Origin of the sequence: Enterococcus massiliensis (assembly GCF_001050095.1) — a bacterium.
In the GTDB taxonomy this organism is placed as follows: Bacteria; Bacillota; Bacilli; order Lactobacillales; family Enterococcaceae; genus Enterococcus_C; species Enterococcus_C songbeiensis.
On sequence record NZ_CVRN01000007.1, the window covers coordinates 676254 to 690654 of the forward strand.

At 41.1% G+C, this 14401-nt stretch carries 16 protein-coding genes, 2 tRNA genes and 1 pseudogene; 13 read left to right on the top strand and 6 right to left on the bottom strand.

Annotated elements, in window-relative coordinates:
* Window positions 1–2 precede the first annotated feature (2 nt).
* The 10 genes from BN1875_RS10500 to BN1875_RS10545 all read left to right on the top strand — a co-directional run bounded on the left by BN1875_RS10500 (window position 3) and on the right by BN1875_RS10545 (window position 8377).
* Window positions 3–653: a CBS domain-containing protein gene (locus BN1875_RS10500; protein ID WP_048604791.1), complete on the top strand. Its 651-nt coding sequence runs from the start codon at window positions 3–5 to the stop codon at window positions 651–653.
* 145 nt (window positions 654–798) lie between these two features.
* Window positions 799–1032, top strand: a complete 234-nt coding sequence (locus BN1875_RS10505; protein WP_048604792.1) for a DUF2969 domain-containing protein — start codon at window positions 799–801, stop codon at window positions 1030–1032.
* A 90-nt stretch (window positions 1033–1122) separates the two neighbouring features.
* Window positions 1123–1206: transfer RNA gene (locus BN1875_RS10510), tRNA-Tyr, on the top strand.
* Between the two features lies 1 nt (window position 1207).
* Window positions 1208–1279: transfer RNA gene (locus tag BN1875_RS10515), tRNA-Gln, on the top strand.
* A gap of 144 nt (window positions 1280–1423) precedes the next feature.
* On the top strand, window positions 1424–2413 hold the full coding sequence (locus BN1875_RS10520) for an aldose epimerase family protein (protein WP_048604793.1): 990 nt from the start codon (window positions 1424–1426) through the stop codon (window positions 2411–2413).
* A 183-nt stretch (window positions 2414–2596) separates the two neighbouring features.
* On the top strand, window positions 2597–3037 hold the full coding sequence (locus BN1875_RS10525; protein WP_048604794.1) for a CopY/TcrY family copper transport repressor: 441 nt from the start codon (window positions 2597–2599) through the stop codon (window positions 3035–3037).
* 29 nt (window positions 3038–3066) lie between these two features.
* A complete protein-coding gene (gene copZ / locus BN1875_RS10530; RefSeq protein ID WP_048604795.1) occupies window positions 3067–3276 on the top strand; it encodes a copper chaperone CopZ in 210 nt (69 codons plus the stop codon).
* Complete coding sequence (locus tag BN1875_RS10535; protein WP_048604796.1) at window positions 3277–5445, top strand: heavy metal translocating P-type ATPase; 2169 nt, start codon at window positions 3277–3279, stop codon at window positions 5443–5445.
* Between the two features lie 35 nt (window positions 5446–5480).
* Window positions 5481–7643, top strand: a complete 2163-nt coding sequence (locus BN1875_RS10540) for a heavy metal translocating P-type ATPase (RefSeq protein WP_390622608.1) — start codon at window positions 5481–5483, stop codon at window positions 7641–7643.
* Between the two features lie 221 nt (window positions 7644–7864).
* A complete protein-coding gene (locus BN1875_RS10545) occupies window positions 7865–8377 on the top strand; it encodes a prevent-host-death protein (RefSeq protein ID WP_048605330.1) in 513 nt (170 codons plus the stop codon).
* A gap of 60 nt (window positions 8378–8437) precedes the next feature.
* Here the strand turns inward: BN1875_RS10545 and BN1875_RS10550 are convergent, their stop codons facing one another.
* Both BN1875_RS10550 and BN1875_RS10555 read right to left on the bottom strand, forming a co-directional pair.
* Window positions 8438–8794, bottom strand: coding sequence for a hypothetical protein (locus BN1875_RS10550; RefSeq protein ID WP_048604797.1), 357 nt, complete (start codon window positions 8792–8794; stop codon window positions 8438–8440).
* Window positions 8795–9029: 235 nt separating this feature from the next.
* Window positions 9030–9755 carry a DUF2087 domain-containing protein gene (locus tag BN1875_RS10555; RefSeq protein ID WP_048604798.1) on the bottom strand — a complete coding sequence of 242 codons (726 nt, stop codon included), beginning with the start codon at window positions 9753–9755 and terminating at the stop codon, window positions 9030–9032.
* A gap of 162 nt (window positions 9756–9917) precedes the next feature.
* On the opposite strand from BN1875_RS10555, the gene BN1875_RS10560 reads away from it, so the two are divergent.
* Window positions 9918–11099, top strand: a complete 1182-nt coding sequence (locus BN1875_RS10560; RefSeq protein WP_048604799.1) for a pyridoxal phosphate-dependent aminotransferase — start codon at window positions 9918–9920, stop codon at window positions 11097–11099.
* A gap of 43 nt (window positions 11100–11142) precedes the next feature.
* On the opposite strand, the gene BN1875_RS10565 is transcribed toward BN1875_RS10560, so the two are convergent.
* Window positions 11143–11346, bottom strand: coding sequence for a DUF4649 family protein (locus BN1875_RS10565; protein WP_048604800.1), 204 nt, complete (start codon window positions 11344–11346; stop codon window positions 11143–11145).
* A gap of 178 nt (window positions 11347–11524) precedes the next feature.
* On the opposite strand from BN1875_RS10565, the gene BN1875_RS10570 reads away from it, so the two are divergent.
* Window positions 11525–12391, top strand: coding sequence for a phosphate ABC transporter substrate-binding protein PstS family protein (locus BN1875_RS10570; RefSeq protein WP_048604801.1), 867 nt, complete (start codon window positions 11525–11527; stop codon window positions 12389–12391).
* A 33-nt stretch (window positions 12392–12424) separates the two neighbouring features.
* Here the strand turns inward: BN1875_RS10570 and BN1875_RS13855 are convergent.
* Both BN1875_RS13855 and BN1875_RS13860 read right to left on the bottom strand, forming a co-directional pair.
* Window positions 12425–12931: pseudogene (locus tag BN1875_RS13855) on the bottom strand (helix-turn-helix transcriptional regulator); the annotation flags it as partial.
* Between the two features lie 27 nt (window positions 12932–12958).
* Window positions 12959–13342: a helix-turn-helix transcriptional regulator gene (locus tag BN1875_RS13860; RefSeq protein ID WP_231586082.1), complete on the bottom strand. Its 384-nt coding sequence runs from the start codon at window positions 13340–13342 to the stop codon at window positions 12959–12961.
* A gap of 91 nt (window positions 13343–13433) precedes the next feature.
* On the opposite strand from BN1875_RS13860, the gene BN1875_RS10580 reads away from it, so the two are divergent.
* Entirely contained in the window at window positions 13434–13910 is a 477-nt protein-coding gene (locus tag BN1875_RS10580; protein ID WP_048604802.1) for a GyrI-like domain-containing protein, read from the top strand.
* An 86-nt stretch (window positions 13911–13996) separates the two neighbouring features.
* On the opposite strand, the gene BN1875_RS10585 is transcribed toward BN1875_RS10580, so the two are convergent.
* Window positions 13997–14398, bottom strand: coding sequence for a DUF4809 family protein (locus tag BN1875_RS10585; RefSeq protein ID WP_048604803.1), 402 nt, complete (start codon window positions 14396–14398; stop codon window positions 13997–13999).
* Between the last annotated feature and the right edge of the window lie 3 nt (window positions 14399–14401).

Genomic DNA, 14401 nt, shown 5'->3' on the forward strand with positions numbered 1-14401 from the left:
AGATGAGTGTAAGTGATTTTATGTCGAAAGACTTGGTTGTTGTTCATCCAGAAACACCGATTTTTGATGCGGTCGATTTAATGAAGCAGCATGATATCCACCGATTACCAGTCTTGAAGGACGAGCGGTTGGTGGGATTAATCACCGAAGGAATTATTTCTGCAGCGATGCCTTCAAAAGCGACGAGCCTAAGTGTGTATGAAGTAAATTACCTGTTAAACAAAACCACCGTCGGCGATGTAATGGAAAAAAATGTTCAGACGATTCCGCCGAATGCGTTACTGGAAGATGCTATTTTTGAGATGCGGGAAAACAACATTGGTGTATTACCGGTAGTTGATGAAGATCGGGTCGTTGGAATGATTACCAACAATGATATTTTTGATGCCTTTTTGAAAATCACCGGTTATAATGACGGAGGAACTCGTGTGACCCTTCAAATCACCGAAGATCACAAAGGTGTGTTGGCGGAGCTGGCAAAAGTTCTAACAGATCATGATTTAAGTATTTTGACGATTGTCGTCAATCGCATGGCGCTATCAACGATCGTGGAAATCCAAGTGGAAAGCCGTGAAGTTGACCGGGTACGAGAAATTTTGACAAACGCCGGTTATCTTGTAGTAGATGCAGTATTGACGAGCGGTCATAAATAAAAAAGACCAGTTGACACTAGAGGCAGTGCTAGTCGTCAACTGGCCTTTTTTGGTTTACTAACGGAAAACCTGTTAATTTCTGTGAAATATGATAAAATAAGCAAGGGTCATCCTGACAGAAAAAAGATGAAGACGAGGTGAGGACATGTCAAAGAAAAACAAAGATATTGAAGTTCGTTTGGAAGAAACAAAAAAAACGATCAAAGGCAAAGAATATGAAGTCACACAATTGATTATTGGTAAAAAAATGATTGGTGAAGTATTGACAGTTAGTGCAAAAGAATTTGAAAGTTTTCTAGGGGAAGAAGACTTAGGTTCCTATAAAAACTTTGATGCAGCAGTCGAAGCAATTATTTTGCAACACAATTTGCACGATTAAAAAAATTGTAAAAAAAATTGAAATTATCACTTGCAAACTCATAGGTTTTTTTGTATCATAACGTAGTCAGGTTTTTTAAGAAACCTTTTTGGAGGAGTAGCGAAGTGGCTAAACGCGACGGACTGTAAATCCGTTCCTTCGGGTTCAGTGGTTCGAATCCACTCTCCTCCACCATTGGGGTATAGCCAAGCGGTAAGGCAAGGGACTTTGACTCCCTCATGCGTTGGTTCGAATCCAGCTACCCCAGTCATTTAGAAACGAAGCTCTTCATGGGTTTCGTTTTTTTTGTTGGGAAAATATTTACTAAATTTTACTATACAATTGACGAGACTTTCCGGTACGTCTATACTAGTAATGAAAAGGCTTTATTTTTTATGAGGAAGGTGTAAAAATGGTACGTGTAAAAAAGCAAACAAATGAAACCTATGGAACCTATTTTTTGATTGAAAATACTCATGGGGTGAAACTAGCGATCAGTCCGCAAGGGGCACGGGCGTTAGAATGGATCGTCCCAGTTGAAGGACAGGAACGAGATTTATTGGTGGGTTTCAAAACCATCGAGGAACATAAAAAGGCTCGCTATTATGCAGCAACTATCGGTCCAGTAGCCGGCAGAATCGCAGGCGCGGCATATACGATTGATGGAAAAACCTATCAGACTCCGGATAACGATGGCGGGAATACGCTTCATGGCGGTTTTGAAGGCTATGATACACAAATGTGGTCTGCAGAACCTTTTGAAGAAGCAGACAATGTGGGGGTGGTTTTTAGCTTGACCTATCCAGATGGAAAAGATGGATTTCCTGGAAATGTTACGTCTAAAATCACGTATCGCTTGGATAATGACAATAACTACCAAATTGAATATGTTGCGACAACGGATAAACCAACAATATATAATCCTACCAATCATGGCTATTACAATTTAACCGGTTCACCTGCCAATTCAATCAATGAGCATACCTTGCAAGTAGGTGCCAAACAGGTTGCTGAAACCAATCCGGATGTGACAACGACAGGGAAAAAAGTTGATGTGGCTGGAACCAAATTTGATTTTGTTGCTGGCCGTAAAATTGGGAACACCTATTTAGATGACCCGTTCCTTTTAGATCATGAAGCTGCTAATGATTTAGTTTTGACGAGTCCCGACGAAAAAGTTCGACTGGAAATTCAAACGACCGCATCGGCAGTGGTCATCTATACGACGGGGTCCTCTGAAGCCGGCACATCGATGAAACATGGGGAAATGGTGGATCATGGAGGAATTGCCATCGAACCGCAAGAAGTTCCTGGTACGGAAAAATACCCGCAATTTGGAAACATCGTGTTGCGCCCTGAGCAACCATTTTATTCAAAAACCACGTATCATGTGGTATTTTAACAAGTAAGAAATTCGGCTCCTGAGAAATCAGGAGTCTTTTTTTGTCTTTTGGGTTGACAGTTTTCGATTACAAGTGTAAACTTCATTTTGTTAGGTCGATTACATTTGTAAACAAAAATGATTTTACCTTTAATAAATTGAAGGGAAAGTTTGTTCCATTCATTGGAAGAAAGGAAGGATTCTATGATCACAAGTAGTGAACCAATCAAAATTAGCGATTCCGAATGGGAGATCATGCGGGTATTGTGGACATTGGGTGCAGCTTCGGCCCAAGAAATCGATCATCTGCTTTCAGCGACGATGGATTGGAAACTGGCGACGGTTAAAACATTGCTGGGACGTCTGGTAAAAAAAGAAGCTGTTTGGACAGAAACGGAAGGGAAAAAATTTATTTATCATCCAACAGTCGGTGAAGCAGAAACCGTGCGGAGTGCCACAGAAACATTATTTTCCCATATCTGTGCAAAACGAGTGGGAGGAACGATCGCTGATTTGATTTCAGAAGCAGCGTTAACGCAAGAAGATATTGACAAAATTCAAGAAGTTCTAGCGAAAAAAGAAGCCGTTCCTGAAATCATCTGTAACTGTATTCCCGGGCAGTGTAACTGCAAAGCCCATCATTAAAAAAAATAATTCAAAGGGAGAGATTTTTTATGAAACAAACATTTGCAATTAAAGGAATGAACTGTGAACATTGTGTCGCAAAGGTAGAAAATGGTATCAAGGAATTACCCGGAATTCAAAAGGTGAAGATACAGCTGAAGAAAAATGCCGGAACTGTGAAATTTGATGAAGCACAAATCTCGGGACAACAAATCGCAGACAAGATCACCGAAGTCGGATACCCAACAGAGGTGCTATAAATGAGTGAAACAAAAGTTCAAAACTTTGTAATCACCGGCATGACCTGTGCTAACTGTTCCGCACGAGTAGAAAAAGAGCTTAACGCACAGCCGGGAGTAAAAGCGGTGACAGTGAATCTTGCCACTGAAAAAGCGACAGTTCAATTTGCGGAGACCACGGCAGAGAATTTAATTGCCAGTGTGGAAAGTATTGGTTATGGGGCGATCTTGGATGATGAAGCTCATCGGCAGCAAGTAGCGGCAGAAAAAGCTAACTATCTTTTTAAAATGAAACGAGATGTAATCGTCAGCCTAATTTTAGTAGCACCTCTAATGGTTTCAATGGTGGCGATGCTGTTGGGTAATCATCAAGAATGGGTGATGTTTTTCCATCAGCCATTGGTCCAACTGGTTTTGGTTACACCTATCCAATTTTTGATTGGGGCTCGTTTTTATAAGGGGGCGTATCACGCAATCAAAACCAATGCCCCGAACATGGATGTATTGGTAGCGATGGGGACAACGGCGGCTTTTGTATTAAGTGTGTATAACGGCTTTTTTGCCGATCGTGTTCATGAACTGTATTTTGAAAGCAGCGGCATGATTATTGCTCTAATTTTATTAGGAAAATATTTAGAAATTCTTGCCAAAACAAGAACCAGCAAAGCAATCCAACAATTGATGAAACTACAGGCAAAAACGGCACGGGTGTTTCAAAATGGAGAAGAAGTAGAATTGCCGGTTGAATTAATTGAAACCGGTATGGAAATTATCGTCCGTCCCGGTGAACAAATTCCCGTCGATGGTAAAGTATTAGAAGGAAGTACTGCAGTAGATGAAAGCATGCTGACAGGAGAAAGTCTGCCAGTGGAAAAAAAGGAAGATTCTACTGTGTTTGGCGGGACTGTCAACACGACAGGAAATTTAAAAATTCGAGCACTAAAAGTCGGCAATGAAACCGTATTGGCACGAATTATTCGCATGGTGGAAGATGCACAAGGATCAAAAGCACCAATTCAACAAATTGCCGATCGTATCTCAGGTATTTTTGTGCCGGTTGTATTGATTGTTGCAGCGATAACATTGCTTTTGACTGGTTTCTTGAGCGGAGATTGGCAAACGGCGGTTATCCATAGTGTTGCTGTATTGGTCATTGCGTGTCCTTGTGCCCTAGGTTTAGCAACTCCCACTGCAATTATGGTAGGAACAGGTTTAGGTGCGAAGAATGGGATTTTGATTAAGGGTGGAGAAGCATTGGAAACCGCCTCGCATATTACTAGCGTCATCTTGGATAAAACTGGTACGATAACAATAGGACAACCAGTGGTAACGGATTTTCTTACAGAAAATGACCAAGCGGCAGCAATTTTTGCTAGTTTAGAAGCCGGATCGGAACATCCTTTAGCAAAAGCGATTCTTGATTACACAGTAGCTATTGACAGGTTGGAAGTAGAACAATTTCAAGCAATTCCCGGTAAAGGAATCCAAGGAATGATTCAAGGAAGAACTTATCAAATCGGTACCCGTCGATTTTTGACACAAAAAATTTCTGATTCTTTACAACAAGCAGCAGAACAATGGACGGCACAAGGAAAGACAATCATGTTTTTAGCGGATGAAAGTGTGATTCTTGCCGCAGTAGCAGTGGCAGATGAGATCAAAGAAACCTCTCAAGCCGCAATCAAGCAATTACATGCAGCTGGTATCAAGGTATACATGCTGACCGGTGACAACCAAAAGGCCGCCCAATACATTGGGCAGCAAGTAGGAATTTCATCGGAAAATATTTTTGCAGAAGTCTTGCCGGAAGAAAAATCGGCGAAAGTTGCATTATTACAAGAAGCTGGAGAAGTCGTCGGCATGGTAGGAGATGGTATCAATGATGCGCCTGCTTTGGCTTTAGCAGATGTGGGGATTGCAATGGGCAGCGGAACGGATATTGCGATGGAAACGGCGGATGTTACATTGATTCACAGTGATTTGACCTACCTTAGCCAAATGATTAAACTGTCAAAAGCAACGATTCGCAAAATCAAGCAAAATCTTTTCTGGGCATTTATTTACAATACGATTGGTATTCCTTTTGCAGCATTGGGTTTTTTGAATCCAATCGTTGCCGGTGGCGCCATGGCCTTTAGTTCGGTCAGTGTTTTATTAAATTCATTGAGTTTAAATCGTACCAAAATTTAAAGAAAGAAGGGTTGATGGTGAAAGAAGAAAAGAAGATGCCCCACAATCATGAAATGCCTCATCATGAGCATAATCATGAGGAGCATAAGCTAGAAAATAGGGAACATCACAGCAGTCACGAGAAGGGGAACCATGAGATGAGTGACCATGAGATGCATCAGATGGATCATAAGCACCACGACATGTCCCACATGTCTCATATGTCTCATATGGATCATGACATGGGTGGGATGGATCACTCGATGCACATGGGGAATTTTAAACAAAAGTTTTGGCTTTCTCTGGTGTTGGCAATTCCTATTGTCATTTTATCGCCGATGATGGGCATTGAGTTACCTTTTCAATTTACCTTTCCCGGTTCTGATTGGGTAGTATTGATTTTGGCAACGGTTTTGTTTATCTATGGCGGACAACCATTTCTGAGCGGCGCCAAAATGGAGCTGAAACAAAAAAATCCCGCAATGATGACGCTGATTGCAATGGGAATTTCGGTGGCATATATTTACAGTCTTTACGCATTTATTGCCAATCATTTTCTCCATGGAGAACACGTCATGGACTTTTTCTGGGAACTGGCAACGTTGATCGTTATCATGCTGCTGGGGCATTGGATCGAAATGAATGCCGTGTCGAATGCCAGTGATGCGTTGAAAAAATTAGCAGAATTACTACCGGATACTGTTACACGTCTAACAAAAGACGGAGAAGAGAAAGTTTCCCTGCAAGAAATTAAAGTAGGGGAACAATTGATCGTTCGTGCCGGTGATAAGATGCCAACGGACGGAGTTATTGAAAAAGGATCAACGACTGTAGATGAATCAGCGGTGACTGGTGAATCACGGGGCGTGGTAAAAGCAGAAGGTGCCAAGGTCATTGGTGGATCTGTCAATGGCAATGGTACGATTCAAATCAAGGTTACTGGAACAGGGGAAAGCGGCTACCTCGCCAAAGTGATGGAGATGGTCCGCAAAGCGCAATCAGAAAAATCCAAATTAGAAGGACTGGCTGATAAAGTAGCCAAGTGGCTCTTTTATGTCGCACTGATTGCCGGTATTCTGGCATTTGTTATTTGGCTGATCGTGGCTGATTTGGCTACGGCATTGGATCGCATGGTAACGGTTTTTGTTATTGCCTGTCCCCATGCACTGGGATTAGCAATTCCGCTCGTTGTAGCAAGATCTACGTCGATTGCGGCAAAAAATGGCTTGTTGTTGAAAAATCGTAATGCTTTAGAGTATGCTCATGAGTTAGATATGATTTTGCTGGATAAAACAGGAACCTTGACTCAAGGAACCTTTTCTGTCACAGGTGTTGATGTCTTGGCGAAAGAGTACAGTCAAGAAGAAGTGTTAAAATATATCGGAGCAATGGAAGCTTCCGCCAATCACCCAATCGCAACCGGGATTATGAAATACATCAAAGAAAAAGAAGTTGCGATTTACTCTGGGGAAAATATTAAAAATATTTCCGGTGTTGGATTGGAAGGAACCGTTGAAGGCCACCAAGTAAAAATCATCAATGAAAAAGCTTTGAAGGAAGAAAACTTGTCCCTTGACGGGGAGAAGACGAAAAAATATCAAGAACAAGGCAACACCATCAGCTATTTGCTGATTGATCAACAATTGATTGGGATAATTGCTTTAGGAGATCAAATCAAACCGGAAGCAAAAGCCTTTATCCAAGCCTTGAAGGAACGAAACATTGAACCAGTTATGTTGACAGGAGACAACCAAAAAGCTGCCGCTGCGGTTGCAAACTATATTGGGTTAGAAAATTTTCATGCAGAATTGCTTCCAGATGGTAAGGAAGCAATCGTTCGTCAACTGACGGCTAAAGGAAAACGGGTCGCAATGGTGGGAGATGGAATCAATGATGCCCCAAGTTTAGCCCGTGCTACTGTCGGTATTGCAATTGGTGCCGGAACAGACGTGGCAATCGATTCTGCGGATGTGGTTTTGACCAACAGCAATCCCGAAGATATTCTTCACTTTCTTGATTTGGCAAAACAAACCCGGAAAAAAATGGTGCAAAATCTTTGGTGGGGTGCCGGCTACAATATATTGGCGATTCCTCTGGCAGCCGGTGTTCTCGCACCTATCGGTATTATCTTGAATCCGGCAGTAGGAGCAATTTTAATGTCCTTAAGCACGGTGATTGTTGCGATCAATGCCATGACATTAAAAATAAAAAGTGAATAATTATTTTTTAGAGAGAAGATGAGAGAAAATCTTCTCTTTTTTTTGCGAAAAAGTTGCTGTTTACGAATAGAATCGGGGAAAATTTCCCTGTTCGCCTATAGTTCCCGGGGGCAGATATGCTATAATATGAACGTTGAAGCAAGAATCTGTGTTCTGCGTGGAGAAATTTCGTGGAACAATATACGTTAGAAAAAATGACGACATCAAAAGGAGCAAGACAAATGGAACTGAAGAAGTTAGAGGTTCCCACTACTTCCATCACTGAGGTCAAAAAATCACCAATGGACGTGTTCAATCAAGCACGGGAAGCTGGGACTGCGGTATATGTGTTTAATCGTGAAAAAGTAGCGGGTGTGATGCTGACCCAAGAACAATACGAGACATTATTACAGGAATTAAATAATCGGCCGGAAGTAGAAGACGAGTTGACCACAGTCGATGGGTTGGATGAATTTTTATCCGTTATGCACCATACATTGGTTACAGGAGCTACGATTTCTGCAAAAAACTTAGATGAACGAATGGTAGCATTAGGTTTTATTACCCGCAAAACCGGTTTCGGCGGGGTGGTAGATATGGTTACTGAATTAAAAGAAAGTGGAAAAATCGCCTATCAATTGCGAAAAAAACACAATGGCAAAACGGTGATTGCAGAAGTGATTGGAGAACAAGACAGCACTTCCAGCATGTTTGATAAATTGATTATCAAAAAAATTTTTCTCAAAGAAATCTAGCTTATAAATAAGCAAAAGGCGATCCGTTGGGCAGATCGCCTTTTTTTCTATGTATGAAGATTACTGAGGCAAAGAAATTCGTAGAAAAGATGCCCAGACGATACCAACGATTTGGGGAATCAAATATAAAAGTGACAAGCCAAAAACTAGGATCGTGGGATGAAACGGTTGATAAAAGAAATGCCATTCTGGATGATTGGCTTGCAATAACAAAGATAAAAGGGTACTCAATAAGTTTCCCGCCAGCCACCATTTCATTTGGTGGGCAGCTTTTGAATAAAACCCGATCGCTAATGCAAAAAATAACGAAATGAAAAATCCGATGCTTGAGTGGTAATGATTATCCAAGACAAGTGAGAAGTATACAACCGGCAAACAAAAAAGTACGATAGGTAATCGTATAATTTTTTTGGACACATTACACCTCCTGACTACTTTGCAAAGTACTTGCTTTCCCTTATTCTAGGGACAAAAAATAAAAGTAGCAACCTTATTGAAGGAATCTTTTGGTAGATGATAAAAATTTAAGGAAACTATTGCTGGAATGAAAGACAACTCAAGTTTTGTTATTAATTATTGATAAAATAACGACAGCCTTCGTAATGGAAAGCTGTCGTTTTTAGCGATTCACTTTTGAAGCGACCGCTAAAAATTATTCGGTTGCTACCCAATAGGTTTTGCCATCTTTTGTTCGCTTTAAAAAACCGTACTCAATCAGATAGCGACGAATCGTGGCGAAATCATCCATAAATTGCTTGATGATTTCGTTGACAGCCGGCTCAGAATAATTTTTCTGAGGGTCAAACCGTTGGGCAATCACTGTCAATAGGATGATTTTTCGTTTTTCCTTACTTGGAAATTGTGAAATTCGTCCCTTTTCATCCAGATAGTTGGCTAGGACTTTTTGTTTTTCGGCTTCAGTGATTTGATAGCGATCATCCACCATTTTTGCACCGATATGAGGAAGCAGGTAATGATCTGTCTGCAACAGTTGCATCATGCTTAAAAATACTTGCGCCTGCCGTTCTTTTTCTTTTAGCTTGAAGCGATGGTTGCGCACAGTCGAGGTGGAGATACCCAGCCGTTGAGCAATGACCGCATCGGATAATTGTTGCGAAAAAAGAGCGATTATTTCCTGTTGGCTCTCTGTTAAGCCGCTGATTTCCCGAGGCTGTGCCAAAAGTGCCGCTAAGGGGCCATTATGAGCCATAGCAAGATGGCATTCCATGGCTTTTTTTGCCGTCATCGGCTGTTCTTCTACTGTGTAAATCAACCCTTCCTCATAAACTTGGTCACAGTACAAACAGGCATAACGATCATCGGCAGTAAAAAATCCCTGCAAATAATCTGTTGATTGATACACTTTTTCTGTTTTCATTTGCTTTCCTCCAAACGAGATTAATTTTTGTTTACATAAATGCTAACATAAATTAAATTCGTTTGCAATACAGACGACAATCCTCTTGATTGTTTTTTAGATTAAAAAATGATTAATTTTTCTGATAATTTATGGTAGGATAAGAGCTAGGAGCTGATTACTATGAATAAATTAAGTCAACGTTTTAATAAACAAGTATACAACATCCATATTTCCTTGATCCGTCAGTTTGATGAAAAAGTTTCTGGTGTTCCTGATATTCTTAAACTGACATTGGGGGAACCAGATTTTAATACACCTGAGCATGTCAAAGCAGCTGGGGTTGATGCGATTGAAAAAAACTTCAGTCATTATACGGGTATGTCGGGGCTAGTTGATGTTCGGCAGGCAGCAGCACATTTTTTGAAGGAAAAATACGGCTTAAGCTATGATCCGTTATCTGAAGTTTTAGTGACGATCGGTGCTACGGAAGCAATTTCTGCTTCGCTATTGGCAATTTTAAATCCAGGAGATAAGGTTTTGCTGCCGGCACCTATTTATCCTGGCTATGAACCTGTGATCACTTTGGCTGATGCACAGCCAGTTTATATGGATACCAGTAAGAATGGTTTTGTTTTATCTCCAGAAGTTTTGGAAGCAGCGTTGCAAGAACATGGGGATGAGGTCAAAGCAGTAATTTTAAACTATCCAAGCAATCCAACGGGGGTAACTTATTCCCGAGAAGAAGTTCAAGCTTTAGCAGAAGTACTGAAAAAGTATTCTGTTTTTGTTGTGAGCGATGAAGTTTATAGTGAATTGAGCTACGATCAAACCCATGTATCCATCGCCGAATTTTTACCGGAGCAAACGATTTTAATCAATGGCCTGTCAAAATCTCATGCGATGACTGGATGGCGGATTGGCTTCATTTTTGCACCAAAAGAATTGACTGCTGAAATCATCAAGGTTCATCAATATTTGGTGACCGCGGCTTCGACGATTTCACAAAAAGCTGCGGTTCAGGCTTTGATTCAAGGAATCAACGATGCAGCAGTGATGCGAGAGGAATATCGGAAGCGACGGGATTTTCTTTTTGAAAAAATGTCCGGCTTCGGTTTTGAGGTTGCCAAACCATCCGGGGCTTTTTATATTTTTGCGAAAATTCCAGCGTCCTTTACTCAAGATTCAATGGCATTTTGCGTCGACTTAGCGGAAAAAAATCAGCTGGCGCTTATTCCGGGAATCGCTTTTGGTCCAGAGGCAGAAGGCTATGTTCGTCTGAGTTATGCTGCCAGTATGGAAAATCTGACAGAAGCGATGGAACGCTTGGCGAAATATTTACAAACTCCTGAAAATCAAAAATAAAAAAAGCAGAAATCTCCGAAAAAATAGGAGATTTCTGCTTTTTTTAGCGATTTAAATAGTCAAAAAGTCCGCCGATGGTTTTATTTTCTAACAGGACTTCCTTGCCATCAATAAGAACCTTGGTTACAGGATAATTGTCCTGTAAATCAGGCACTTCCTTGTATTGCGCAGCAACAAAATCACTGGCCTTTGGGTAGGTTTTGATAGATTCCGCATGATCACTGACGATATAATGGATTTCTAACATAAAATATCACCTCATTTTTTTATTAAGTGTAGCACTTTTTTATAAAAATAAGTTATTTAAACACTCGAAGGATTTACACAAACTTTACATCCCTTCACCAAACCTTTACAACAAGTCAATCGGAGGTTTACATCCCCTTGGTACACTAAGAATGTAATCAAGAGGGGAGAGAAACAAAGTGAAAAAAATCGGCTTCTTTTTAGCGTTAACAGGAATAATTTTAGCAGGTTGCGGCAGTTCGGGTTCAAATGGCAGTGAGGAAACAACAAAAATCGTTGCAGTAGGTTCCACGGCATTACAACCCTTAGTGGAAGCTGCTCAAACCAGTTTTACCGCAGAAAATCCCAATTATTCGATCTCTGTACAAGGTGGCGGTAGCGGAACAGGATTAAGTCAGGTAGCAGAAGGTGCTGTAACCATCGGTAATTCTGATGTTTTCGCAGAAGAACGGGACGGAATCGATGCGGATAAATTATTCGACCACCGAGTAGCGGTAGTGGGCATGGCGCCAGTCGCCAACAAAGAAAACGGCGTAGAAAATATAACAAAGCAGCAACTGGTTGATATTTTCACCGGAAAAATCACGAATTGGCAAGAAATCGGTGGGAAAAATCAAGAGATTGCCGTAATTAATCGGGCATCCGGTAGTGGCACGCGGGCAACCTTTGAGAAATGGGGCTTGGATGGTGCGCAAACAATTCAATCACAGGAACAGGATTCTTCAGGAACTGTTCGTAAAATCGTCGCTGAGACACCGGGAGCAATCAGCTATCTTGCATTGTCCTATTTAGATGATTCTCTACAGACGCTTTCTGTTGACGGCGTAGAACCAACCCCGGAAACAATCCAAACCAATGAGTGGAAAATCTGGTCTTACGAGCACATGTATACAAAAGGAGAGCCAGAAGAAGCCGTCAAGAAATTTTTAGACTATATGCTGGAAGAAGAAATCCAACAAGGACCGGTCAAAGAATTAGGGTATCTGCCGATTACTGAGATGAAGGTGGAGCGCTCCGTTGATGGAGAAGTCACAGAATTAAATTAAAGAGAAACAGAGGCAGCTGACGCTGCCTCTGTTTTACATATAGTTTGCGACCACGTTTTGAAGATAGCTTTTAAATTCCGTCAAAAAAAGGTCTTCACTGGTAATGATTTTGGCACGGCTGCCCAGAGAAAGCAAAAATCGAAAAGAGGCCTCGTTTTTTGGTAGACGCAGGGTAATCAGAAATTCTTCTTCATTGATTGGTTTCAGCGTTGCTTCACCGAAACGTTCGACTAAAACATCCCGCAGCAGATGGTGGGCTTGCAGTGTGAGAATCGTAAATCCCGGATAGATTCCTTCATTGGGCAAATCAAGGGGTCGAGCCTGAAAAAAGCGAGGAGCAAACGTTTTTTGACTAATTTGAACATTGGTCATACGAGAAAGGCGAAAGATTCGAAAAGCATCTCGTTCAAGACTATATGCTTGCAAATACCAGCGTTCCCCTTTATATGTAAGATGATAAGGTTCGATGGTTCGCTGACTGAGCTGCCCTTCTCGGTCGAAGTAATCAAAAGTTACTAAAACATGAGCCGTGATGGCGTGATTTAATTTTTCTGCAAGGAGCTTTAATTAGGTTGTTCCCAGCCAGCTGGTATATTGAATCGATAAAGCATCCGTTGCGGTCTGTTCCTCTTGCATTGCTTGGATTTTGGTGATGGTCGCTTTGATTTCTGGACTTTCAATCAGTTGCTGGACACTTCCTAAGGCAATCAGCAAATGTTGAATATCCTGCGCCGTTAATAATTTTTTATCGACCTTGTAATTTGGCAGCAGACCGATGCCGCCGTTTCTGCCCCGTTGGGAGTAAATTGGAATATTGGCCAGACTAAGTGCTTCTACATCCCGCATGATCGTTCGTTTGGAGACACCAAATAGCTCCGAAAATTCTTGTGCGGAGACAAGTTCTTTTCTTAGTAAAATCATGATCATGCTGATCAATCGTTCGATACGCATAATTTTTTTCCTTTTCTGAAATATATGACAGCTAGTTGTCGTATTTAATTAGGTATAGTATACCCATACCAAATGAAAGAAGGCAAAACAAATGACTCAATATGAAATTCAAGTATTTAAAGAAACCGCAATTAAAGGATATCCAGCAGCATTACCATTACCTACATTGGAAAATGTAAAAGAAGTTTCCGAAAAGAAAAGCCAACACTTCTTTTCTCTTGCTAAAAGTGGAAAATTTCCTGCTTTGATGGCAGAAAGCACAGATAAAATCGGCTATGCCTTGAGTGAAGCAAAAGGCGATGTCTTGGAATACTTTGCTGGAGCAAACACGACAACAAATGATCCTGAAGCGCAAGAACGCATCATCCCTGCAGGAGAATATATTGTACTAAAGGGAAAAGGTGGTCCTAGTCGGAAACTATTCGATCAACTTATCAGTGAGTTTTTTGGAGAAATCTTACCAGAACATCCTGAACTGTACAAAGGCGATACTTTTGTGGTTGAAGCATTATTAAACGGCAATGCGATGGATGCAGAAGTTGAATTGCGCATTCCTTTAAGTAAATAAAAAAACAGCCAGCGACCTGTTTTCTTGTTTGTAGAAAAACAAGAAGACAGCATTGCCGGCTGTTTTTAAATTGGACTAGCGCACAATTATTCAGCAAATGAAAATTGTACAGGTGGCAAAGTGAAAAGGGCAAGCACTTCATTGACTTTGTCAAAAAGACGATCGTCGCAAAGTTTGTTTTCAGCAAGAGTACTTTTATTTGCTGTTGTATTTTTATAGGTCAAAAATTTGCCGTTTTCGGTCACAGCTACTTTTTGCATTTCTTTTTTGAAAACAACGGCATCGTCACCGATTCCAACTGGTTCGTAGGATTCTTTCCATTGGTTGGCACGAACGATTGTGGCAACCAGATTTTCGACATCTAAATCAGAAACAGGCAGTTCTTGCCCGTTGTATTGTAACGTATGTGTGGTACATTCAACGAAGCCGCAGGCATTGCAGCCGCCGTCCAGTAGAGAATGTTTTGTCGTGATTACTGCATCTTTCATAAA